Annotated in this window: 7 protein-coding genes and 1 pseudogene; all 8 read left to right on the top strand. The window is 75.1% G+C overall.

What is annotated here, in order from left to right; genetic code table 11:
* Positions 1–196: 196 nt before the first annotated feature.
* Complete coding sequence (locus ACFWJO_RS01795) at positions 197–4,972, top strand: amino acid adenylation domain-containing protein (RefSeq protein ID WP_386862858.1); 4,776 nt, start codon at positions 197–199, stop codon at positions 4,970–4,972.
* Complete coding sequence (locus ACFWJO_RS01790) at positions 4,969–9,549, top strand: amino acid adenylation domain-containing protein (protein ID WP_386862857.1); 4,581 nt, start codon at positions 4,969–4,971, stop codon at positions 9,547–9,549. Before ACFWJO_RS01795 ends, ACFWJO_RS01790 begins: the two co-directional genes overlap by 4 nt.
* 229 nt (positions 9,550–9,778) lie before the next feature.
* Positions 9,779–11,671, top strand: coding sequence for a non-ribosomal peptide synthetase (locus tag ACFWJO_RS01785; protein WP_386862856.1), 1,893 nt, complete (start codon positions 9,779–9,781; stop codon positions 11,669–11,671).
* Positions 11,668–12,576, top strand: a complete 909-nt coding sequence (locus ACFWJO_RS01780; protein WP_386862855.1) for a thioesterase II family protein — start codon at positions 11,668–11,670, stop codon at positions 12,574–12,576. The genes ACFWJO_RS01785 and ACFWJO_RS01780 overlap by 4 nt, the downstream gene beginning before the upstream one ends.
* A complete protein-coding gene (locus ACFWJO_RS01775) occupies positions 12,576–13,766 on the top strand; it encodes a cytochrome P450 (protein WP_386862854.1) in 1,191 nt (396 codons plus the stop codon). The genes ACFWJO_RS01780 and ACFWJO_RS01775 overlap by 1 nt, the downstream gene beginning before the upstream one ends.
* A gap of 235 nt (positions 13,767–14,001) precedes the next feature.
* Entirely contained in the window at positions 14,002–14,214 is a 213-nt protein-coding gene (locus tag ACFWJO_RS01770) for an MbtH family protein (RefSeq protein ID WP_386862853.1), read from the top strand.
* A gap of 8 nt (positions 14,215–14,222) precedes the next feature.
* Complete coding sequence (locus tag ACFWJO_RS01765; protein ID WP_386863088.1) at positions 14,223–15,245, top strand: TauD/TfdA family dioxygenase; 1,023 nt, start codon at positions 14,223–14,225, stop codon at positions 15,243–15,245.
* A gap of 50 nt (positions 15,246–15,295) precedes the next feature.
* A pseudogene (locus ACFWJO_RS01760) lies at positions 15,296–25,440 on the top strand (amino acid adenylation domain-containing protein); the annotation flags it as partial.

Below are 25,440 nucleotides of genomic sequence, written 5' to 3'. Positions count from 1 at the left end.
TCTCTCCCCGTAGCACGCCCAGGCGCCCTCTTGCGCCTGGGGGGGCTCCGGAGTTCGCGGCAAAACGGCTGCTCCAGAGGGAGTTGGAAACGCCGATGGAACTCCAAGCCGTTTGCCGAGCGAACCAGAGATCCCGCCCTATCGTCGAGACCACTACCGACCACTGCCCGTAGCTTCGTCGATTCATCGGGGTTGGATGATGGAATCTCACGGTTTTCCCTTCATATCCGTCGCACGCCGGTTTCCGGACCGCCCGGCGCTACGGATCGGTTCCTGGACCGTCACCTACGGGGACCTCGACGAGCTGAGCGGCGCCCTCGCCGCCCGGATCGCACCCGGGCGGACGATCGCCGTCACCGGCAGGGACCGGCTCGACCACGTGGTCGGTCTGCTCGGCGCCCTCCGGGCCGGCGCCGTCTGCCTGCCGCTGGACCGGGAGGCGCCCGAGGAGCGCAACCGCTGGATCCGCGAGGACGCCGGCGCCACCCTCGCGTACACCGACGGCGAGCTCGTCGAACTCGTCGTGTCCACCCCGCCCGACCGGGCCGGCGACGCCGGGGATGCCGACGGCCCCGGCGACGACGGAGCGGAAGACCTCACCCGGACCGCGGGCTACCTCGTCTACACGTCCGGCACCACCGGCCGCCCCAAAGGCGTCCACGTGCCGCTCGCCGCGCTGACCGGCCACCTGACCGCCGCCGTCGAGCGCTTCGGGCTCACCGAGGACGACGTGGTGCTGCACTTCGCCCGCCCGACCGTGGACGTGGCCGTCGAGCAGGTCCTCACCGCACTCTGGGCCGGCGCCCGCATCGTCGTGCCCGAGCAGCAGCTCATGGCACCCGCGGCCCTGCTGGACCTCCTCGACGCCGAGGGCGTCACCGTCGCCAACGTGGCAGCGGGCTACTTCCAGGAGCTGGTGACCGCCCTGCGTGACGGCCGCGCGGCGCCGCGCACGCTCCGCCTGATGATCTCCGGCAGCGACCGGCTCTACCCGGACGCCGCCGCCGGCTGGTGGGCCGCCACCGGAGTCCCGCTGCTCAACGCCTACGGGCCGACCGAGACCGTCGTCACCGCCACCGTCCACGAACTGACCGGCCCGGCCGCGGGGGAGGACCTCCGGGCGGGCACGGTCCCGATCGGCCGCCCGCTCGGCGACCGGCGCGCCTACGTCCTGGACGAGCGGCTGCGGCCGGTGGCGCCCGGCACGCCCGGTGAGCTGTACCTCGGCGGGCCGCTGCTGGCCTCCGGCTACCACGGCCGGTCCGCCCTGACCGCGGGCCGCTTCGTCGCGGACCCCTTCGCGGCGGACCCCGGCGCCCGCATGTACCGCACCGGCGACGTGGTCCGCAGGCCCGCTGCCGACGCCCCGCTGGAGTTCGTCGGCCGCGCCGATCACCAGGTGAAGATCCGCGGCTTCCGGGTCGAGCCCGGCGAGATCGAGCAGCTGCTCGCCGCCCGCCCGGACGTCGCCGGAGCGGTCGTCGTGGCGCACGAGGGCCGGCTCGCCGCCTACGTGACCACGGCCGCGACCGCCCCGCCGCCCGACGCCGCCGGACTCCGCGCCCACCTGGCCGAGCGGCTTCCCGAGCACATGGTCCCGGCCACCGTCACCCTCCTGGACGCCTTCCCGCTGACCACCGGCGGCAAGGTCGACCGTTCGGCGCTGCCCGAGCCCCGGGCCGTACCCGCCGCGCCCGCCGCCGGCCGCCGCCCGCCCCGTACCCCCGCCGAGCAGCTGATCGCCGCCGTCTGGGCCGATGTCCTCGGCGTGCCCGAGGTCGGCGCCGACGACAACTTCTTCCACCTGGGCGGCGACTCCCTCACCGCCGTACGCGTGGTCGGCCGCGTCTTCGACGTGTTCGGCATGATCTCCCCGTACACCATCTTCGACGCACCCACCCTGGCCGAGTTCGCCGCCGCCGTCACCGCCGCGTCCGACGCCGGCGAGCGCCCCGAGCTGGTCCCGACCGGCGCCACCGAGGCGCCGCTCGCGAACTTCCAGCGCGGCCTGTGGTTCCTGGACCAATGGAACCCCGGCGCGCCCACCTACGTCGTGCCCTGGGTCTTCCGCTTCGCCGGACCGGTCGACCCGGAACTGCTCCGCCGCGCCCTGGCCGGCGTGGTCGCCCGCCACGGCGCGCTGCGCACCACCTTCGAGCTGGGCGAGGACGGCCCCCGGCAGATCGTCCACCCCTCCGTCGAACTGCCGTTCACCGTCCGGGAGACCACCGCCGACGCCCTGGACGGGCTGATCGCCGAGGCCGCGCTCGTCCCCTTCGACCTGGAGACCGGCCCGCTCGTCCGCGCCCACCTCTACCGCACCGGCGAGACCTCCACCCTGCTGCTGCTCTGCCACCACATCGTCTGGGACGAGGGATCACTGCCCGTCCTGGAGACCGAACTGGCCGCCCTGTACGAGTCCCTGGCCACCGGCCGCCCCGCGGGCCTGCCCGAACTCCCCGTCCAGTACGCCGACTACAGCGCCTGGCAGCAGCGGGACCGCGCCGCCGAACGGCAGCTCGACCACTGGCGCGAGCACCTGCGCGACGCGCCCACCGAACCCGTCCTCGCCACCGACCGGCCCCGCCCCGAAGTCCAGGCCTTCCGCGGCGCCTTCCACCGCTTCGCCATGCCCCGCCCGGTCGCGGAGGCCGTCCGGGCCCTGGCCCGCAGCGAGGATGCGACGCCGTACATGGTCCTCCTCGCCGGACTCGCACTCACCCTGCACCGCCGCACCGGCCGCCGCGACCTCGTCCTCGGCTCCCCGGTGAGCGTCCGCGGACGCTCCGAACTCGACGCCCTCATCGGATACTTCGTCAACCTGCTGCCGCTGCGCGTCCGCCTCGACGAGACCATGGACTTCCGCGACCTGGTCCGGCACGTCCGCGAGGTGGCCATCGACGGCTACCGCCACCAGGAGGCACCCTTCGACGCCATCGCGGGCGCCGTCATGGCGGACCGCCCCGACGACCGCAGCGAGGACCGCAACCCGCTCTGCCAGGTGCTCCTCGAACTCCACCCGCTCGACACCCGCCCGCTGACCGTCGGCGGCACCGAGGTCACCCGCGAGCTCCACTCCAACCCGGTCTCCCGCTTCGACCTGTCGATCTCCGTCGACGACCGCGGCACCGACTTCACCGGCCGCTTCGAATACGACTCCGACCTCTTCGACCCCGGCACCATGGCCGAGCTGTGCGAGGCCTGGCTCGGCACGCTCGCCGCCGCCGTCGAGGCGCCCGTGCACACCCTGTTCGAGGACCGGGCCGCCCGCCACCCGCGGGCACTCGCCCTGGTCTCCGGCGAGGACCGCCTCGACTACGGCACGCTGAACGAGCGCGCCAACCGCCTCGCCCACCACCTCGGCGGCCTCGGCATCGGGCGCGGCGACACCGTCGCCGTCCTGGTGGAACGCGGACCGGACCTCGTCGTCGCCCTGCTCGCCGCCCTCAAGGCCGGCGCCGCCTACACCCTGCTCGACCCGGACTTCCCGGCCGAACGGCTGGCCGGCGCTGTCGCCGACAGCGGCGCCGCCCTGCTCGTCACCCACCGCGAGACGAGCCCGCCGTTCCCGGTCACCCGCCACCTCGACCTGGACGCCGAGGCCGCCGCCGTCGCGGCCCGGCCCGGCCACGACCCGGGCCTGACGGTCACCGGCGCCGACCTCGCCTGCGTGATGTTCACCTCCGGCTCCACCGGCCGCCCCAAGGGCGTCGCCGTCCCGCACCGCGCGCTCACCACCACCTACCTCGGCCAGGACTACGCCCGCTTCGGACCCGACGAGATCTGGCTCCAGTGCTCCCCGGTCTCCTGGGACGCCTTCGCCCTGGAGCTGTACGGCGCCCTGGCCTTCGGCGGCGTGTGCGTGCTCCAGCCCGGCCAGCGGCCCGACCCGCAGGCCGTCGCCGAGCTGACCCGACGCCACGGAGTCACCCAGCTCCAGCTCTCCGCCAGCCTGTTCAACTTCCTCCTCGAAGAGTTCCCCGACACGTACGACGACCTCCGGGTGGCCTTCACCGCCGGCGAGCGGGCCTCCGTCACCCACGTCGGCAAGGCCCTCGACCAGTACCCGCGGCTCGTCGTCGCCAACGGCTACGGCCCCGTCGAGAGCCTCGGCCTCACCACCTGCCACCGCGCCACCCCCGAGGACGCCTCCGGCGCCTCCATCCCGATCGGCCGCGCCCTGCACGGCAAGGACATCCACGTCCTCGACGAGCTGCTGCGCCCCGTGCCGGACGGCACCTCCGGCGAGCTGTACGCGGCCGGCGGCGGGCTCGCCCTCGGCTATGTCGGCCGGCCCGGCCTCACCGCCGAACGGTTCGTCGCCTCCCCGTTCGGCGCGCCCGGCGAGCGGCTCTACCGCACCGGCGACCTCGGCCACCGCACGGCGCAGGGCGTCCTGGAGATCACCGGCCGCGTCGACGACCAGGTGAAGATCCGCGGCTTCCGCGTCGAGCCCGGCGAGATCGAGGACGCGCTCACCCGCCACCCGTCCGTACGCGAGGCCGCCGTCACCGTCCACGAGCCGGCCCCCGGCGACCGGCGGCTCGCCGCGTACGTGACCGCCGCCGGCCCGGCGGCGCCCGAACCGGACGCGCTGCTCGACCACTTGGCCGCGCTGCTGCCCGAGCACATGGTGCCGACCACGCTCGACGTCCTCGACACCCTGCCGCTCAACCCCAACGGCAAGGCCGACCGCCGCGCCCTGCCCGCTCCCGCCCACCGCCCCAGGACCGCCCAGGCCGACCCGCTGACCCCGGACCAGCGCCTCGTCGCCGACGCTGTCCGCACCGTCCTGAAACTCGCCGAGGACCCCGGCGCCGACGCCGACTTCTTCCGGCTGGGCGGCAACTCGCTGGCCGCCGTACGGGTCTCCATGCACCTCTCCCGGCAGACCGGCACCCGGGTCCCGCCCCAGGTGGTCTTCCGCGGCCGGACCGTCGGCGCCATCGCGGAACGGCTGGCCGCGCGATGACACGACACCCGGGCCAGCAGCCCCGCGACACCCACCCGCCGACCGAAGGGAACGAGGCCGTGACCCCGTCCGCCGACCTGCCCGCAGCGCCGCCGACCACGCCTCCGGCCGGCCCCGCCCGTACCGCCCCCGTCTCCGGCCTCCAGCGCGGACTCTGGTTCCTCGACCGCTGGAACCCGCAGGACGCCACGTACACCACCCCCTGGACGTACGACGTCACCGGCCCGCTCGACCTCGCGCTGCTCCAGCGGGCCCTCGACAGCGTCGTCGCCCGCCAGGAGGTGCTGCGCACCACCTTCGAGCTCGGCGAGGACGGCCCGCGCCAGCGCGTCCACCCCGCCCTGGCCGTACCGCTCGCCGTCACCGACCTCCGCACCCTGCCCGAACCCCGACGGGCCGGGCGCGCCGAGGAACTGATCGCCGAACGGGCCGCCCGGCCCTTCGACCTGACCACGGGACCGCTGCTGCGCGCCGAGGCCTTCCGGCTCGCCGACGACCGCACCACGCTCCTGTTCGTCGTCCACCACATCGTCTGGGACGGCTGGTCGGCCGACCTCTTCGAGCGCGAACTCACCACGTTCTACCGCGCCTTGAGCGAGGGCGGGCAGCCCGACCTGCCGGTGCTCACCACCCGCTACGCCGACTGGGCGGAGGAGGGGCACCACACCTCGTACGAGGAGCACCTGGCCCACTGGAAGCAGACCCTCGACGGCGCCCCCACCCTGCTCGAACTGCCCGGCGACCGGCCGCGGCCCGCCGAGCGCAGCCCGCGCGGCGCCACCGAGCCCTTCGACCTCGCCCCCGGCACCGCTGCCCGGGTCCGGGCCCTCGCCGAACAGGAGGGCGTCACCCCGTTCACCGTCCAGCTCGCCGCCTTCGCCCTCCTCATGAACCGCTGGACCGGCGCCGACGACCTGATCGTCGGCACCCCGGTCACCACCCGCGACCGTCCCGAACTCGCCGATCTCCTCGGCTACTTCGTCAACCTCCTGCCGCTGCGCGTCCGGCTCGCCCCCGACGCCACCTTCCGCGGGCTCCTCGCCGACGTCCAGGACGGCACTTTCGACGCCTTCGGTTACCTCGACGTCCCCTTCGACCAGCTGGTCGACCTGCTCGGCACCACCCGCGACCCGCAGCACCCGCCGCTGGTCCAGGTGGTGTTCGGCGCCCACGCCGAGGACCGCACGCCGCTCGCGCTCGGCGCCGCCACCGCCGTACGCGGTCACCGCTCCAACGGCACCAGCAAGTTCGACCTCACCTGGTCGGTGTTCGACAGCACCGACAGCACCGCTGCCACCGAGGGCGGAACCGGCGGCGGCGAACTCCGCGGCGAGGCCGAGTACAGCAGCGACCTCTTCGACGCCGCCACCGTGCGCCGGCTCGCCGCCGACTACGCCGACCTCCTCGACGCCGCCCTCGCCGACCCGGACACCACCGTGCTCCGGCTCACCTCCGCGGGCCGCCCCCACCGACCCGCCCGGCTCGACCCGGGCGACTGCCTCCACCACGTCTTCGAGCGGGCCGCCGACGCGCACGGCGACCGGCCCGCCGTGAGCGACGAGCACACCACCCTCACGTACGCCGAACTCGACGCCCGGGCCAACCGCCTGGCCCACACCCTGATCGACAGCGGAGTGCGCCCCGGTGACCGGGTCGGCCTGCTCCTCGAACGCACCGCTGCCGTCCCGGTCTCCATCCTCGCCGTGCTCAAGACCGGCGCCGCCTACGTACCCGTCGACCTCGCCGCCCCGGCCGACCGCGCGGCCCTCGTCTTCGGCGACACCGCCGTCACCCTCGTCCTCACCGACCGGCCCGACCGGGCCCCCGACGGCCCCTGGCAGACCCTCGACCTCGCCGCCCGGGCGGCGGAGATCGCCACCCGCCCGGCCGTCCGGCCGCCCGCGGCCGGCCGGCCCGGCGACCTCGCCTACCTCATCTTCACCTCCGGCTCCACCGGCCGCCCCAAGGGCGTCGGCGTCGCCCACGAACACGTCAGCCGGCTCCTCGACTCCGGCCGCGACCACTTCGGCTTCGGCCCCGACACCGTCTGGACCCTCTTCCACAGCTACGCCTTCGACTGGACCGTCTGGGAGCTCTGGGGCGCCCTCCTGCACGGCGCCCGCCTCGTCGTCGTCCCCTACCTCACCAGCCGCTCGCCCGACGAGTTCGCCGGACTGCTCGACGAGGAAGCGGTCACCCACCTCTGCCTCACGCCCTCCGCCCTGCGCCAGCTCGAGCCGGCGCTGCGCCGCCGGCCGCGCGCCCTGCCCGCCCTGCGCTGGATCATGCTCGGCGGCGAAGCCCTCGACCCGGCCGTCGTCCGCCGCTGGCACGAACTCGACCCGCTGCCGCCCGCCCGGCTCTGCAACCTCTACGGCATCACCGAGACCACCGTCCACGTCACGGTCCACGACGTCGCCGAAGGCGGCACCGGCTTCGAACGCAGCCTCGTCGGCGCACCCATGCCGCACCTCACCGCGCTCGTCCTCGACGACTGGCTGCGGCCGTGCCCGCCCGGCGTCCCCGGCGAGCTGTACATCGGCGGCGGCAGCCTCGCGCACGGCTACTGGGGCCGCCCCGGCCTCACCGCCGGCCGCTTCGTCGCCGACCCCTACGGCCCGCCGGGCGCCCGGCTCTACCGCACCGGCGACGTGGCGAAACGGCTGCCGGACGGCGGCCTCGAATACGTCGGCCGGGCGGACTTCCAGGTGAAGCTGCGCGGCTTCCGGATCGAACTCGGCGAGATCGAGAACGCCGTCGCCGCCCATCCCGACGTCGACGCCTGCGTGGTCACCGTCCACGAGGACCGGCTCGCCGCGTACGTCACGGGACGCACGCCCGCCGAACCCCAGGAACTCCGGGACTTCCTCGGCCGCACCCTGCCCGCGTACATGATCCCGGCGACCGTCACTGTCCTGGACGCGATCCCGCTCACCGTCAACGGCAAGGTCGACCGGGCCGCGCTGCCCGCGCCCGACCGGGCCGCGGCCGCCACCGCCACCGGCCGGCACGTCGAGCCGCGCACCCCGGAGGAGGAACTGTTCGCCGGCGTCTGGACAGACGTCCTCGGCGTCGCCGGGATCGGCGTCCACGACGACTTCTTCCACCTCGGCGGCGACTCCATCCGCGCCGTCCAGCTGGCCGGCGCCCTGCACGACCGCGGCTGGCAGGTCACCCTGCGGGACGTCTTCAACGCCCCCACCGTCGCCGGACTCCTGCCGCTGGCCCGCCCGGTGGCCGCCGATCCCGACGCCGGCCGGCCGTTCGCGCTGATCGACGAGGAGGACCGGGCCGACCTCCCGCCCGGGATCGTCGACGCCTACCCGATGGTCTCGATGCAGCTCTCCATGGTCTTCCACATGGAGGTCGCCGGCGGCACCGACAGCTACCACAACGTCAACTCCTACCGGATCGCCGGAGACCTCGACGAGACCGCCCTGCGCCGCTCGGTCGAGGAGGCCATGGCCCGGCACGCCGTCCTGCGCACCGGACTCGACCTCTCCGGCTACGGAGAACCGCTCCAGCTCGTGCACGGGACGCTGGCCGCCCCTGTCGAGTTCGCGGACCTGCGCGGCGCGAGCGAGGAGCAGCAGGACGAACGGATCCGCACCGTCTTCGAGCACCACCGGGACCGGCCCTTCGACCTCACCGCACCACCGCTCTTCCGGATCACCGCACAGCGCCTCGCCGACGACGCCTTCCAGCTCACGATCTCCGAGCACCACGCCATCCTCGACGGCTGGAGCTTCACCTCGCTCCTCACCGAAATCCTCGAACGGCACACCACGCTCGCCGCCGACCCGGCCTCCGCCCCCACCCCGCCGCCCCGCACCGCCTTCCGCGACTTCGTCGCCGTGGAACGCGAGGCCGCCGCCGACCAGGAATCCCTGGCGTACTGGCAGCGCCGGCTCGACGGCGCCACCGGCCAGCTCTGGCCCGGCAGCGAGGACGTCCACGAACTGCCCCGCACCGTGGAACGCGTGCTGCCCGACGCCCCCGGACAACTGCGCGCCGTCGCCGACGCGCTCGCCGTGCCGGTCAAGTCGGTCGCCCTCGCCGCCCACCTCCACGCCCTCGCCCGGATCACCGGGCGGCGCCGGGTCACCACGGGCCTCGCCACCAACGGCCGGCTCGAACGGCTCGGCGGCACCGAGGTGTACGGCCTGTTCCTCAACACCGTCCCGCTCGTCGCCGAGCCCGGGGACGACCTGGCGGAGCTCGTACGCCACGTCCACCGCGAGGAACTGGACATGATGCCGCACCGCCGGGTCCCGTTCGCCCGCCTGGCCCGCATGATGGCCGACACCGCCCTCGACAGCCAGTTCGGCTACCTGCGTTTCCACGCCCTCGGCCGCCTCAGCGCGGCCCGCATCGAAGACGCCCGCATCGGCTGCGAACCCACCCTCCGCCACGAGCCCAACAGCTTCGCCTTCGGCGCCTCCCTGATCCAGGACCCCGTCTCGCACCGCGTGCTGCTCGCCGTGGACCACCAGCGCGCGGTGGTGGACGACGCCACGGCGGAGGAGTTCATGGACGCGTACGAGGCGGCGCTGACGAGCCTGGCCGGCGACCTCTGACGGAGCGAGCGGGGGAGCGGGACCGTCAGCCCGTGGACCTGGCGGCCCGCCGGCCTGGCGTCGGCCGGCCACGCGAGACGCAGGCGGCCGACGTCCGCCGGCCGGCACCCGCCGCCCGCCGCTCCGGCGCGACGGCGCCCCCACATCGTGATCAGCCCTTCCCTCCCTCAACTCACCCACCCCACCGACCACCGAGCACCGATTACCGACCACCGAGGAGTGCCCTCACATGACCACCTACGCCGAGCCGGCCACCGCTGCGGCCTCTGTCACCGACACCCCCGCCGTCGATCTCCTGGCCCGGCTGCGTGCCGCTGTCGCCGCCCACCCGGCTCGCACCGCCGTGCACGCCGTCGACGGCAGCCTCGACTTCGCCGGTCTTGACCGCCGCACCGCCGCGCTGGCCGGCGCCCTGCGGGCGGCCGGTGTGCGGCGCGGGGACCGGGTCGGCGTGCACCTCGGCCGTACCTCCGACCTGCCCGTCGCGCTGCTCGCCGTCTGGCGGGCGGGGGCCGCGTACGTGCCGCTCGACCCGGCGTACCCGGCCGAGCGGATCGGCTTCATGGCCGCCGACGCACGGCTCGCCGCCGTCATCAGCGCGGACGCCGCGCCCCCCGTACCGGACGGCGTCCCGGTGCTGCGCCCGGACGCCGAGGCCGCTCCGGCCTCCGCGTTCACGCCGCACCCGCTCGACTCCGCGTACGTCATCTACACCTCCGGCTCCACCGGTCGTCCCAAGGGCGTGGAGGTGTCGCACGGCGCCGTCGCGGACCTCGCCGCCGCCCTGGAGCGCAGCGGCGCCTACCGGCCGGAGGCGGGAGTCGTCGCCTGGAACGCCAGCGTCTCCTTCGACGCCTCCGTCCAGCAGTGGATCCGGATCTGCCGCGGCGACACCCTTGTGGTGATCGACGACGCCCAGCGCGCCGAACCCGTCCGTCTCGTGCGGCTGCTCGCCGAGTACGGCGTCACCGACCTCGACCTGACGCCCTCGCACTGGCAACTGCTCCGCGAACCGCTGGCCGGCGCCCGCGTGCCGCGACTCTTCATGGGCGGCGAGGCCGTGCCCGCCCGGACCTGGCGTGAACTGGCCGACGGCGGGATCGACGCGCTCAACCTGTACGGGCCCACCGAGTGCACCGTCGACGCGATCACCGCACCGATCACCGGTCCCGGCCCGCACCTGGGCGAGCCGCTGCCCGGCGTCCGCGTGTACTTGCTCGACGACCGGCTCGCGCCGGTCACGGGAGTCGGCGCGGTCGGCGAGCTGTACCTGGGCGGACCCGGCCTGGCGCACGGGTACCCGGGTCACCCGGGTCTGACCGCGGGCCGGTTCGTCGCGGACCCGTTCGCCACGGAGCCCGGCGCCCGGATGTACCGCACCGGAGACCAGGCCCGCCGCTCCGCCGACGGACTGCTCGAGTACGTCGGCCGGGTGGACCGCCAGGTCAAGGTGCGGGGTTTCCGGATCGAGCTGGGCGAGGTCGAGCACGCGCTCGCCGCCCTGGACGGAGTCACCGCCGCCGCGGTCACCGTCCACGAGGCCGCGCCCGGCGACCACCGCCTCGCCGGCTACGTCACCGCCGAGGCTGCCGGCGCGGCTGGCGGCGGGGGCGCCGTGGTCCGCCCCGCCGACCTGCTCGCCGAGCTCCGCCGCGCCCTGCCCGCCCACCTCGTGCCCTCCACCGTGACCGTCCTCGACGCCTTGCCGCTCACCCCGAACGGCAAGGTCGACCACCGGGCCCTTCCCGTTCCGGCCCCCGCTTCCGCCCCCACCCCGGCTCCGGCCCCGGCCTCGGACACGGCCGCCGCCCCGGACACGGGCACGGGCACGCCGGACGCGCACGGGGGAGTGGACGAGCAGGTCGCCGAGGTCTGGCGCACCGTGCTTGGGGTGCCCGCCGTCGAGCCGACCGACGACTTCCTCTCCCTCGGCGGCCACTCGCTCGCCGCCCTCCGCGTCGTCCACCTCCTGCGCCGCAGGCTCGGCGTCGAACTCCAGCTCCGGCACCTCCTTGACGCCGTCGACCTGGCCGACTTCACCGCCGCCGTCCGCCGCGCCGCCGCGGCCGGTCCCGCCGCCGCGCGCCCCGCCCTCACCGCCCGCCGGGCGGCCGTCCGATGACCACCCTGACCACCGCGTTCCACGCCCCGGCCGCCCGGACCGCCCGCCCCCGCGTCGAGGGCGACTGGCTGCTGGTCCCCGCGCCCCAGCCCCACCGCCCCGTCCGGCTGTTCTGCTTCCCGCACGCCGGTGGGGACGCCACCGCCTACAGCCCGCTGGCCCGCGCCCTCGCTCCCGCCGCCGAGGTGTGGGCGCTGCGCCCGCCGGCCAGGGGCGGACGCGGCCGGCACCCGATGCCGCCCGACTTCGACGCCCTGGTGGCCGACGTCACCAAGGCGCTGACCCCGCACCTGACCGGTGGCGAGGGCGGCAGGTTCGCCTTCTACGGGCAGAGCTTCGGCGCCCTGCTCGCCTACGAGGTGGCCCGCGCACTGCCCGCCGACCGGCGCCCCGAGCTGGTCGTCGTGGCCGGCGCACCCAGCCCCGCCGAGTGGGAGGAGCGGGAGACCGGCAACCTCGACGCCGCCGAACTCCTCAGACTCACCGGTCTGGAGGAGCTGGTCCGCGCCGATCCGGACCTGGCCGAGCTCGCCCTCGGGGCCATCCGCACCGACCTCGCCGTCAGCGCCACCTACCGGCACCGCCCGCACGCGCCGATCGGCTCCGCGCTGTACGCCCTGGCCGGAGCCGACGACCCGATGCTCGCCACCACCCGCCTGTCCGGCTGGGCCGACCACACCCGAGGTGCCTTCGACCACGGCGTCGTGCCCGGCGGGCACCTGCTCGCCACCGTGGACCGGCCGGGACCGGACGACCTCCTCCGCGCTCTCCTGACGCAGCGCCAGACACCTGGAGCCGCTCCTGGCCCCGACCCCACGTCCACCGACGGCGTCGATTCCACCACCGCCACCACCACCGCCGCATCCACCCCCGTCCCGTCCGCCACCGCCCCCAAGGAGCACTGATGCCGACCCTCACCACCACCGCCGTCGACCTCACCGACCCGGGCCTGTGGGCGCGGCCCGACACCCCCGGCCTCGTCGCCGAACTGCGCCGTGAAGCGCCCGTCCACCTCACCGACACGGTCGACGACGGCCCCGTGTGGTCGGTGCTCACCTACAAGGAGTCGGCGGACGTCCTGCGCAACGCCGCCGTGTTCAGTTCGGAGTCCGGCTCGCTGCTCGGCGCCGGCGAGGGCAACGTGCCCGTCGGCTCGGGACGGATGATGGCGCTCACCGACCCGCCCCGCCACCGCGAACTGCGCGCCCCCGCCAACCCCTTCTTCTCCAAGGGCGGGGTACGGGGCGCCGCCCGCTCCATCGCCGAGCGGGCCGGCGAGCTCTTCGACCGGGCCGTCGAGCAGGGCGAGGTGGACCTCGTCGACGTGGTCTCCGCGCTGCCGCTCGCCGTCATGTGCGACCTGCTCGACGTGCCCGAGAAGGACCGCGACATGGTGGTCCGGGTCTGCGACGTCGCCTTCCTCGGCCGTACGCCGGAGGAACGCCGGGCGGGACACCAGCAGTTGATCCCGTACCTGCTGCACCAGGTGATGCTGCGCCGTTCCGACCCCCGCGACGACCTGATCTCGATGATGGCCACGTACAAGGTCGGCGGACGACTCCTGCCGGTCGAGGACGTCGTGCTCAACCTGGACAACATCGTGGTGGGCGGTGTCCAGACCGTCCGCCACACCGCCGCCATGGGCCTGCACACCCTCGTCCAGCGGCCCGACCTGTGGCGGAAACTGCAACGGGGCGAGGTGTCCATGGACTCCGCCGTGGACGAGCTGCTGCGCTGGACCTCGGTGGGTCTGCACACGCTGCGCACGGCCACCCGGGACATCGAGCTGGGTGGCCGGCAGATCCGGCGCGGCGACCGGGTCGCGGTGTGGGTGTGGTCCGCCAACCGGGACCCGGAGGCCTTCGAACGGCCCGAGGAGATCCTGCTCGACCGATCGCCCAACAAGCACCTGGCCCTCGGCCTGGGCGCCCACTACTGCATCGGTGCTCCGCTGGCGAAGGCCGAGCTCAGCGCCCTGTACTCGGCCGCGCTGGAGAAGGCGGCCCGCATCGAGCCCGCCGGGCCGGTCGAGCACAACCGCTCGATCATCAACTTCGGCCTGGACCGCTTCCCCGTGCGCCTCGTCCGCCGATGAGCCGCCCGCCCCGCCACCCCGGGCGCCGTGCGCCCGCGGCGCAGGACCCGCGTGCACCGCACCCGTCGACACCGCGCCCGTCGACACCGCGACCGGCGGCAACCCCGTCGGCACCGTGCCCGGCGGCAGTGCGCCAACTGCCGCTCACCTGCCGGAGCTTGTGCCGCTCCTGCCGTCGCGGCGCCCATACCTTCGAATCGCACCCCGGACCACCGATCACCCTACGGAGACCACCATGAGCAACCCGTTCGAGGACGACAACGCCGGCTACCTGGTCCTGGTCAACGACGAGAACCAGCACTCGCTCTGGCCGGTCTGGATCGACGTGCCGGCCGGCTGGACCACCGTCCACGGCGAGGCCCCCCGCCAGGAGTGCCTCGACTGGATCGAGACCAACTGGACCGACATCCGCCCGGCGAGCCTGCTCGCCACCCTCGACCAGCGGTGAGCGCCGCCATGCCGACCTGGGAGCTGAACCCCGGCCGCCCGGCCCTCACCCACGTGCCGCCCACCGCCGACCTCACCGAGGCCTGCGACTGGCTGCGCGAGAACGAGACCGCGCTGACCGCCGCCCTGCACGAGCACGGCACGATCTTCCTGCGCGGCCTGCCGGTCGCGCAGGCGGCGGACGTCGCCGCCGTCCGCGACGTGCTGATCCCCGAGCCCACCCCGTACCGGGAGAAGGCCACCCCGCGCAGCGACTTCGGCGACGGCGTCTTCTCGTCCACCGACCTGCCGCCCGCCCAGTCGATCCGCATGCACAACGAGAACAGCTACACCCTGACCTTCCCCGGCCGGCTGCTCTTCGCCTGCCTCACGGCGCCCGAGACCGGCGGCGCCACCCCGACCGCCGACGTCCGCAAGGTCCTCGCCGGGCTGCCCGACCACCTGGCGGCGCGCGGCCGGTCCTCCGGCTGGACGCTCACCCGGAACTACTCGGACTACGTCTCGCTCGGCTGGCGCACCGCCTTCGGCACCGAGGACCGCGCCGACGTCGAGGCGTACTGCCGGGAGAACGGCATCGCCTGGGAGTGGCGTCCGGACGGCAACCTCCGCACCAGCCAGCTGCGTTCGGCCACGATCCACCACCCCCACACCGGCGAGGAGGTCTGGTTCAACCACCTGGCCTTCTGGAACGAGTGGTCGCTCGACCGGGACATCCGGGAGGCGATGGTCGACGAGTTCGGCCCGGACGGGCTGCCGTTCAACACCGGCCTCGGTGACGGCGAGCCCCTGTCGCGGGAGGACGTGGACGCCCTGAACGCGGCCTACGACGCCGCCACCGTCCGCGAGACCTGGCAGACCGGCGACGTGATGCTGGTCGACAACGTGCTCTGCGCGCACGGCCGCGACCCGTACCGGGGCGACCGGAAGATCGCCGTCGCGATGGGCCGGCCCGTGGACCTCCTGGACTGCAGGCCCACGGTGGACCCCACCGCCGACCGCACGGCGAACCCGTCCACCGCCGTCCCCGCCTGAGGCGATCCGACCACCATCCACGCCGTGACGTGAGCAGAGGAAGCACCGTGATCCCGGTTTCGTACGCACAACAGCGTCTCTGGCTGATCGACCAGATCGAAGGGCCGACCGCGCTCTACAACCTGCCGTTCGCGGTCCGCCTGCGCGGCACGCTCGACATCGAGGCACTGCGCGCGGCGACCGCCGACGTGGTCGCCCGGCACGAGGCCCTGCGCACCGTGTTCCCGGTGGCCGACGGGGTCCCGGTGCAGCGGATCCTGCCGTCCGCGGAGGCGCGGATCGCCTTCGAGTCGGTGAGCTGCGCGCCCGGCGACTACCCGGACCTGCGGGACCGGGCCGCCGCCCGCACCTTCGACCTGGCCACCGAACTGCCCCTCCGGGTCACGGTCTTCTCGCTCACACCCACCGCCACGCCCTCGGCCACGCCCACCGCCACGCCCTCAGCCACACCCACGACCGCTCCCACCGCCGGGCCCACGACCGCACCCACCGCCGGGCCCTGCCCGCCGGCGGACGCCGAGCACGTGCTGCTCCTCGTGCTCCACCACATCGCCGGTGACGGCTGGTCGCTCGGCCCGCTGCTGCGCGACCTCGCCGCCGCCTACACCGCCCGCCTCGCCGGCTCCGCACCCGACTGGGAGCCGCTGCCGGTCCAGTACGCCGACTACGCCCTCTGGCAGCGGGAACTCCTCGGCGACGAGACCGACCCCGACAGCCTGATGAGCCGTCAGCTCGCCTACTGGAGAGGGGGCCTGTCCGGACTGCCGGAGGAGCTGGAGCTGCCGGTGGACCGCCCCCGGCCGCCCGCCCCGACCGGCGCCGCGGACGCCGTACCGTTCCACTACGGCCCCGAGCTGCACGCCGCCCTCACCGACCTCGCCCGCCGGCACCGCGCCACCCTGTTCTCCGTCCTCCAGGCCGGTCTCGCCGCGCTGTTCACCCGGCTCGGCGCCGGCACCGACATCCCGCTCGGCACCGGCGTGGCGGGCCGCTCCGACGAGGCCCTGCACGACCTGGTCGGCTTCTTCGTCAACACCCTGGTGCTGCGCACCGACACCTCCGGCGACCCGGCCTTCACCGAACTCCTCGGCCGGGTGCGGGAGTCCCAGCTCGACGCCTTCGCCCACCAGGACGTGCCGTTCGAGCGTCTCGTCGAGGAGGTCAACCCGGCCCGCGCCCTCGGCCGCCACCCGCTGTTCCAGACCCTGCTCGTGCTGCAGAACCACGAGGAGGGCGAACTCGGCCTGCCCGGCCTCAAGTCGGAGCCCGAACCGCTCGGGCTGCGGGTCGCCAAGTTCGACCTCAACATCGGCATCACCGAGCGGCGCACCGCCGACGGCGCCCCCGCCGGCCTCACCGGTTCCGTCGAGTACGCGGCCGACCTCTACGACCGTGCCACCGTCACCACCCTCTTCGAGCGCCTCGGCCGGCTCCTCGCCGCCGCGGCCGCCGACCCCGAGGCGCCGATCGGCACCCTCGACATCCTCGCGCCCGAGGAGCACGACCGCCTGCGCGAGGAGTGGAACGCCGCCGCCGCGCCCGTCCCGTACGGCTCGCTGCCCGAGCTGTTCGCCGCCCAGGCCGCCCGTACCCCGGACGCCGTCGCACTCGCCCACGACGGCGGCACCGTCTCCTACGCCGAGCTCGACACCCGCGCCAACCGGCTCGCCCACCACCTGATCGCCTCCGGTGTCGGCCCCGAGTCCCCGGTCGCCCTGCTGATGGAACGCTCCGTCGACCTGGTCGTCGCCACCCTGGCCGTGCTCAAGGCGGGCGGCTGCTACGTCCCGATGCACGCCAGTCTGCCGCCGGAGCGCATGGCCGCGCTCCTCGCCGACACCGCCGCTCCCGTCCTGCTCACCGACCGGGCCGACCCCGGCTTCCCGCACACCGCCGCCGTGGTCCGCCCCGGCGACGAGACGGCCGCCCCGGCGCACGACCCCGGCGTCGCCGTCCACCCCGACCGGCTCGCGTACGTGATGTTCACCTCCGGCTCCACCGGTACGCCCAAGGGCGTCGCGGTCCGCCACCGCGACGTCGTCGACCTCGCCGCCGACCGCCGCTGGCAGGACGGCCGGCACCGGCGGATCCTGCTGCACTCCCCGCACGCCTTCGACGCCGCCACCTACGAACTGTGGACACCGCTGCTGTCCGGCGGCACGGTCGTCGTCGCCCCGCCCGGCAGCCTGGACGCCGCCGCCCTGCACGCCGTCGTCACCCGGCACGAGGTGACCGCGGTCTTCCTCACCAAGGCGCTCTTCGACCTGGTCGCCGAGCAGGCCCCGGAGACCTTCCGCGCCCTGCGCACCGTCTGCACCGGCGGCGAGGCCGCCTCCGGCACCCTGATGCGCCGCGTCCTCGACCACTGCCCCGACCTGCTCCTCGCCCACGTCTACGGACCGACCGAGGCCACCACCTTCGCCACCCACCACCACCTCGTGCCCGCCGACCTGGCCGGCCCGCGGCCGCCGATCGGCGGCCCGCTCGACAACATGCGCGCCCACGTCCTCGACGCCCGGCTGCGGCCCGTCCCGCCCGGCGTCCCCGGCGAGCTGTACGTGGCGGGCGCCGGCCTGGCGCGCGGTTACTGGAACCGGGCCGCGCTCACCGCCGAGCGCTTCGTCGCCGACCCTTCGGCGCCCGGGGAGCGGATGTACCGCACCGGCGACCTGGTGCGCCGCCGGACCGACGGCGCGATCGAGTTCCTCGGCCGGATCGACGGCCAGGTCAAGCTGCGCGGCTTCCGGATCGAGCTCGGCGAGATCGAGGCCGTCCTCTCCCGCCACCCGGCCGTCCGCCAGGTCATCGTGATCCCCCGCGAGGACCGCCCCGGCGACACCCGGCTCGTCGGCTACTGCGCCGTCACCGTCTCCGTACACGAGGAGAACGACGAGAGCAGCAGGAACGGCGGGCACGACGAGAACGCGGAACTCGCCGCGGAGCTCAAGGAGTTCGCCGCCGCCACCCTGCCCGGCTACATGGTCCCCTCGGCCGTCGTCGTCCTGCCCTCCCTGCCGCTCAACGCCAACGGCAAGGTCGACCGGCGCGCGCTGCCCGCGCCCGAGCTCGCCGCCGACACCGCCGGCCGCGCCCCGCGCGACGAGCGCGAGCGCGCCCTGTGCGTCCTCTTCGGCGAGATCCTCGGCATCGACGACATCACCATCGACGACGACTTCTTCGAACTCGGCGGCCACTCCCTCCTCGCCACCCGCCTCATCGGCCGGGCCCGCACCGAGCTCGGCGCCGAACTCGCCATCGGCGACCTCTTCCAGGCCCCGACCGTCGCCGCCCTCGCCGCCCGGCTCGCCACCGACCCGGCCCGTCCCGCCCTGCGCCCGGAGCCCCGCTCCGAGCGGCTGCCGGTCTCCTTCGCCCAGCGCCGGCTGTGGTTCCTCGGCCAGGCCGAAGGCCCCGCCACCACCTACAACGTCACCCTCGCCCTCCGGCTCACCGGCCCGCTCGACCCGGCCGCCCTGGAGAGCGCGCTCGGCGACGTCGTCGCCCGCCACGAATCGCTCCGGACCGTCTTCGGCGCGCACGACGGCATCCCGTACCAGCGGGTCCTGCCCGCGCCACCGGCCCCGCTGCTCACCGTCACCGACCGCCCGGTGGAGGAGCTGGTCGGCCACACCTTCGACCTGGCCGCCGACATCCCGCTGCACGCCTACCTGCGGCCCGAGTCGCCCGACGAGCACGTCCTCCTCCTGGTGATGCACCACATCGCCAGCGACGGCTGGTCGCTGCGGCCGCTCTTCCGCGACCTCGCCGAGGCCTACACCGCCCGGCTCGGCGGCGAGCGGCCCGCGTGGGAGCCGCTGCCCGTCCAGTACGCCGACTACACCCTCTGGCAGCACCGGCTGCTCGGTGACGACACCGACCCCGAATCACCGATCTCGCGCCAACTCGCCTACTGGCGCGAGGCATTGTCCGGACTTCCGGACGAGCTGCCGCTCCCGCTCGACCGGCCGCGCCCGGCGGTCGCGAGCCACCGCGGCGACGTCGTGCCGCTGGAGCTCGACGCCGCGCTGCACGCGCGGCTCACCGAGCTTGCCGTCGCGCACGGAGCCACCCTCTTCATGGTGCTCCAGGCCGCCTACGCGACCCTGCTGCACCGCTTCGGCGCCGGCGACGACCTGCCCGTCGGCACCCCGCTGGCCGGCCGTCTCGACCCCGCCCTCGACGAGCTGGTCGGCTTCTTCGCCGGCACCCTCGTGCTGCGCACCGACCTCGGCGGCCGGCCCACGTTCGCCGAACTCCTCGCCCGGGTACGGGAGACCGACCTGGCCGCGTACGCCCACCAGGACGTGCCGTTCGAGCGTCTCGTCGAGGAGCTCAACCCGGCCCGCACGCTGGCCCGGCACCCGCTCTTCCAGGTGATGATCGCGTTCGACAACACCGCGGGCGGCGGCGGCCCGGAGCTCCCCGGCACCCGTGCCGCCTACGAGCCCCTCGGCCTGCCCACCACCGCCTTCGACCTCACCCTCAACCTCTCCGAACGCCACCACCCGGACGGCAGCCCGGCCGGCCTGGAAGGCGGCCTCGAGTTCGCCACCGACCTGTTCGACCGTGCCACCGCCGAACGGCTCGCCGAGGCCCTGACCCGTCTGCTCGCCCAGGCCGCCGACGACCCGCACCGCCCGGTCGCCGAGCTCGACGTCCTCGGCGAGACCGGCCGGGCCGCGCTCACGGAGTGGCACGACACCGACCGGCCCGGCGCCGGCGTCCTCGTCCCGGCGGCCTTCGCCGCCCAGGCGGCCGCGACCCCGGGCGACACCGCCCTGGTGTTCGGGGACACCCGCCTGACGTACGCCGAACTCGACGCCCGCACCAGCCGCCTGGCCCACGGCCTGATCGCCTCCGGCGTCGGCCCCGAGGACGTGGTCGCCCTCGCCCTGCCGCGTTCCGCCGAATCCGTGGTCGCCGTCCTCGCCGTGCTCAAGGCCGGTGCCGCGTTCCTGCCGCTGGACGCCGAGTACCCGCGCGACCGGATCGCCCACATGCTGGCCGACGCCCGCCCGGCCGCCGTGCTCACCGGTGCCGGCTGGCCGCTGCCCGAGGTGCTCGACGGCCTCACCGTCCTCGACGCCGCCGAGGAGCACTGGGCCGCGCAGCCCGCCGACACGCCGCCCCTCCGCGTCGGCCCGTCGCACGCCGCCTACGTCATCTACACGTCCGGCTCCACCGGCCGGCCCAAGGGCGTGGTGGTCCGCCACGGCGGCCTCGCCAACCTGCTCGCCTTCCACCGCGACGTCACCGTCGCCACCGCCCGGGAGGCCCGCCCGGGACGCCGGTTCCGGTTCGCCCAGACCGCCTCGCTCTCCTTCGACACCGCCCTCGAAACGCTGCTGTGGATGGTCGCGGGACACGAACTCCACCTGCTCGACGACGACCTGCGCCGCGACGCCGCCGCGATCGTCCGCTACGCCGAGGACACCGGCGCCGACGTCTTCGACGTCACCCCCGGCCACGCCCAGCGACTGGTCGAGGAGGGCCTGCTCGACCGCTGCCCGCCCGCCCTCCTCATGGTCGGCGGCGAGGCCGTCGGGCAGAGCCTGTGGACCGCCCTCACCGCCGCCCCCGACACCGCCGTGCTCAACATGTACGGCCCCACCGAGTGCACCGTCGACGCCCTCCACCACCGGCTCGACGGCGACCCGCGCCCCCTGATCGGCCGCCCGCTGCCCAACCTCCGCGCCCACGTCCTGGACGCCGGCCTGCGGCCCGTACCGCCCGGCGTGCCCGGCGAGCTGTACCTGAGCGGCGCCGGCCTGGCCCGCGGCTACCTCGGCCGGCCGGCGCTGACCGCCGAGCGCTTCGTCGCCGACCCGTTCGCGCCGGGCGAGAGGATGTACCGCACCGGCGACCTCGTCCGGCGCCGTCCGGACGGCCGGGTCGAGTACCTGGGCCGCACCGACCACCAGGTCAAGGTCCGCGGCTTCCGGATCGAGCTCGGCGAGATCGAGACCGTCCTGACCGGCCACCCCGACGTCCTCCAGGCCGCGGTGCTGGCGTACGAAGAAGGGGCGGCCGGCGCGGCCGGCGGGGCCGGCACCCGCCTCGCCGCCCACGTCGTCACGCGGACCGCGATCGACCCCGCCGCACTGCGCGCCCACGCGGCCGCCTCCCTCCCGGACCACATGGTCCCGGCGGCGTTCGTGACGCTCGACGCGCTGCCGCTCACCGTCAACGGCAAGCTCGACCGCTCCGCGCTGCCCGCTCCCGACTTCGCCGTGGCCACCGGCGGCCGCGCGGCCCGTACGGCGCCCGAGGAGATCCTCTGCGGCCTGTTCGCCGAGGTGCTCGGCGTGACCGGCCAGGTCTCCGCCGACGACGACTTCTTCGCCCTCGGCGGGCACTCACTGCTCGCCACCAGGCTGCTTAGCCGGGTGCGCTCGGTACTCGGCGCCGAACTCGGCATCCGTGACGTCTTCGAGGCGCCGACGGTGGCCGGCCTGGCCCAGCGCCTGGACGGCGCCGGGGCGCGGCTCGCCCTCACCGCCGGCGACCGCCCCGAGCGCCTTCCGCTCTCCTCCGCCCAGCGGCGGCTCTGGCTGATCGACCGCATGGAGGGACCGAGCGCGCTCTACAACATGCCGCTCGCGCTGCGCCTCACCGGCCCGCTCGACCCGCCCGCCCTGGAACGCGCCCTCGGCGACCTGGTCGCCCGCCACGAGATCCTGCGCACCGTGATCGCCGAGCACGACGGCGAGCCCCACCAGCTGGTCCTGGCACCCGCCGACGTCCCGCTCCCGGTGGCACCGCGCGACTGCGCCCCGGAGTCGGTCGACACCGAGATCGACCGGGCGGCCCGCCGCCCCTTCGACCTGGCCGCCGAACCTCCCGTACGGGTCACCCTGCTCCGGGTCGCCCCCGAGGACCACGTCCTCGTCGTCGCCCTGCACCACATCGCCGGCGACGGCTGGTCGATGGGCCCGCTCCTGCGGGACCTGGCCGCCGCCTACGGCGCCCGCCGCGACGGTGCGGCGCCCGACTGGCAGCCGCTGCCGGTGCAGTACGCGGACTACGCGCTCTGGCAGCAAGAGCTGCTCGGCGACGAGGACGACCCCGACAGCCTGGTCGCCCGTCAGCTGGCCTACTGGCGCGAGAACCTGGCCGACCTGCCCGAGGAGCTGACGCTCCCCGTCGACCGGCCGCGCGGCGCCCGCGCCGACCACCGGGGCGAACGCGTGGCCCTGCCCCTCGACGCCGAACTGCACCGCTCCCTCGTCGAGCTGAGCCGGGAGCACCGGGTCACGATGTTCATGACCCTGCAGGCGGGCCTCGCCGCGCTGCTGACCCGGCTCGGCGCCGGCAGCGACATCCCGATCGGCTCGGTGGTCGCCGGCCGCTCGGACGAGGCCCTGGACGACCTGGTCGGCTTCTTCGTCAACACCCTGGTGCTGCGCACCGACACCTCCGGAGACCCCACCTTCGCCGAACTCCTGGGCCGCGTACGGGAGACCGGCCTCGGCGCCTACGCGCACCAGGACGTGCCGTTCGAGCGTCTGGTGGAGGAGCTGAACCCGGCCCGCTCACTGGCCCGCCACCCGCTCTTCCAGGTCGCGATGGTCCTCCAGTCCAACGACGGCGCCGAACCGGAACTGGCCGGCCTGCGGGCGGAGGCGCTGCCCGCGGACACCGGCGTCGCCAAGTTCGACCTCAACGTGACGCTGGAGGAGTTCTTCGGCCCGGACGGAGCGCCCGCCGGACTGGACTGCGCGATCGACTTCGCCACCGACCTGTTCGACCGGGAGACCGTCGAGTCCGTCGCCGCCCGCTTCGGCCGGCTCCTCACGGCCGTCACCGCCCGCCCCCAGGACCGGATCGGCCGCGCCGACCTGCTGGCCGACGGCGAGCGCGCCGAGCTCCTCTCAGGCCACCGCCCCCTGCCCGCCGGACTGCCGCTCGTCCCGGCCGCCTTCGCCGCCCAGGCCGAGGCCACGCCCGGCCTCACGGCCCTCGTGTGCGAGGAGACCCGGCTCACCTACGCCGAGCTCGACGCCCGCGCCAACCGCCTCGCCCACGGTCTGATCGCCTCCGGCGTCGGCCCGGAGGACGTGGTCGCCCTCGCCCTGCCCCGCTCGGCCGGGACCGTGGTCGCCCAGCTGGCCGTGCTCAAGGCCGGTGCGGCCTTCCTGCCGCTGGACGCCGACTACCCGCGGGAGCGCACCGCCCACATGCTGGCCGACGCCCGCCCGGCGGCCGTCCTCACCGCCGCCGGCTGGCCGCTGCCCGACGCCCTCGACGGCCTCACCGTCCTGGACGCCGCCGAGGAGAACTGGGCCGGCCGGCCCGCCGTCGCCCCGCCCGTCCGCGTGACGCCGTCCCACGCCGCGTACGTCATCTACACCTCCGGCTCCACCGGCCGCCCCAAGGGCGTGGTGGTCAGCCACGGTGCGATCGCCGGCCTGCTCGCCGCCCACCGTGCGGAGACCTTCGGCGAGCCCGAGCGGACCCACGGCCGGCTGCGCGCCGCCCTGACCGCCTCCCTCTGCTTCGACGCCTCCTGGAACGGCCTGCTCTGGATGGTCGCCGGACACGAGCTGCACCTGATCGGCGAGGACCTGCGCCGCGACCCCGCCGCCCTGGTCCGCCACTTCCGCACCGCCGGCATCGACGCCGTGCAGTTCACCCCCACCTACGCCGAACAGCTCGTCGCCGAAGGCCTGCTGGACGAGCCCGCGCCGCGCGTCGTGCTGCTCGGCGGCGAGGCCGTCGGCCAGGCCCTGTGGGACCGACTGCGCGAGGCCCCCGCCACCACCGGCCACAACCTCTACGGGCCCACCGAGTGCACCGTCGACACCCTGCTCCAGGCCTACGGCGAAGCCGAGCGCCCCACCATGGGACACACCGTCCTCGGCACCCGCGCCTACGTCCTCGACGAGCACCTCAACCCGGTCCCCGCCGGCGTCCCCGGCGAGCTCTACCTCGCCGGCGACAGCCTGGCCCGCGGCTACCTCGGCCGCGCGGCGCTGACCGCCGAGCGCTTCGTCGCCGACCCGTTCGCACCCGGGGAGAGGATGTACCGCACCGGCGACCTGGTCCGCCACGCCCGCGACGGCCGCATCGACTACCTGGGCCGCACCGACCACCAGGTCAAGATCCGCGGCTTCCGCATCGAGCCCGGCGAGGTCGAGCAGGCGCTGACCCGGCACCCGGCCGTCCGCCAGGCCGTCGTCACCCCGCACGAGACCGAGGACGGCGACCGCCGTCTGGTCGCCCACTGCGCGGTCACCGCACCGAGCCCCGAACTCGCCCTGGAACTGCGCAGGTTCGTGGCCGACGCACTCCCCGCCCACATGGTCCCCGCGGCCGTCGTCACCCTCGACGCGCTGCCCCTGACCGGCAGCGGCAAGGTCGACCGGCGTGCCCTGCCCGCCCCCGACCTCCAGCTCTTCACCGGCGGCCGGGCCGCCCGCACGGCACGCGAGGAACTGCTGGGCGGCCTGTTCGCCGAGGTGCTCGGCGCGCCGGGCCCGCTCGCCGTCGACGACGACTTCTTCGCCCTCGGCGGACACTCGCTGCTCGCCATGAAGCTGGTCAGCCGCGTCCGCACCGTGTTCGCCGCCGACATCGACGTCCGCGACGTCTTCGAGGCGCCCACGGTGGCCGGTCTCGCCCAGCGCCTGGACGGCACCGGCACCCGGACCGCACTCACGGCCGGCGAACGCCCGGAACGCCTTCCGCTCTCCTTCGCCCAGCAGCGGCTCTGGCTGATCGACCGCATGGAGGGCCCCAGCGCCCTCTACAACCTGCCGCTCGCCCTGCGCGTCACCGGCCCGCTCGACCCGGCCGCCCTGGAACTCGCCCTCGGCGACCTCGTCGCCCGCCACGAGATCCTGCGCACGCTGATCGGCGAGCAGGACGGCGAGCCCCGGCAGCGGATCCTCCCGCCCGCCGAGGCCCGGGTGACCTTCGACCGCCGCACCACGCGGCCCGCCGACCCGGCGGCCGCCCTGGCCGACTGCACCGCCGTCCCCTTCGACCTCGCCGCCGACGTGCCCGTACGGGCCCACCTGTTCCCGCTCGCCGCCGACGAGCACCTGCTCGTCCTCGTCCTCCACCACATCGCCGGCGACGGCCTCTCCATGGACCCCCTGCTGCGGGACCTGGCCGCCGCCTACGGCGCCCGCCGCGACGGTGCGGCGCCCGACTGGCAGCCGCTGCCGGTGCAGTACGCGGACTACGCGCTCTG

The organism is Streptomyces sp. NPDC127092, from assembly GCF_042722475.1.
Taxonomy (GTDB): domain Bacteria; phylum Actinomycetota; class Actinomycetes; order Streptomycetales; family Streptomycetaceae; genus Streptomyces.
The sequence above is the reverse complement of the archived record's forward strand: the minus strand, read 5'-3'. Positions and strand labels throughout refer to the sequence as shown.

Bases quoted from the DNA above. Each gene is read 5' to 3' on its own strand.
- ACFWJO_RS01795 (WP_386862858.1), top strand. From the start codon at position 197: ATGATGGAATCTCACGGTTTTCCCTTCATATCCGTCGCACGCCGGTTT.
- ACFWJO_RS01785 (WP_386862856.1), top strand. From the start codon at position 9,779: ATGACCACCTACGCCGAGCCGGCCACCGCTGCGGCCTCTGTCACCGAC.
- ACFWJO_RS01790 (WP_386862857.1), top strand. From the start codon at position 4,969: ATGACACGACACCCGGGCCAGCAGCCCCGCGACACCCACCCGCCGACC.
- ACFWJO_RS01780 (WP_386862855.1), top strand. From the start codon at position 11,668: ATGACCACCCTGACCACCGCGTTCCACGCCCCGGCCGCCCGGACCGCC.
- ACFWJO_RS01775 (WP_386862854.1), top strand. From the start codon at position 12,576: ATGCCGACCCTCACCACCACCGCCGTCGACCTCACCGACCCGGGCCTG.
- ACFWJO_RS01765 (WP_386863088.1), top strand. From the start codon at position 14,223: ATGCCGACCTGGGAGCTGAACCCCGGCCGCCCGGCCCTCACCCACGTG.
- ACFWJO_RS01770 (WP_386862853.1), top strand. From the start codon at position 14,002: ATGAGCAACCCGTTCGAGGACGACAACGCCGGCTACCTGGTCCTGGTC.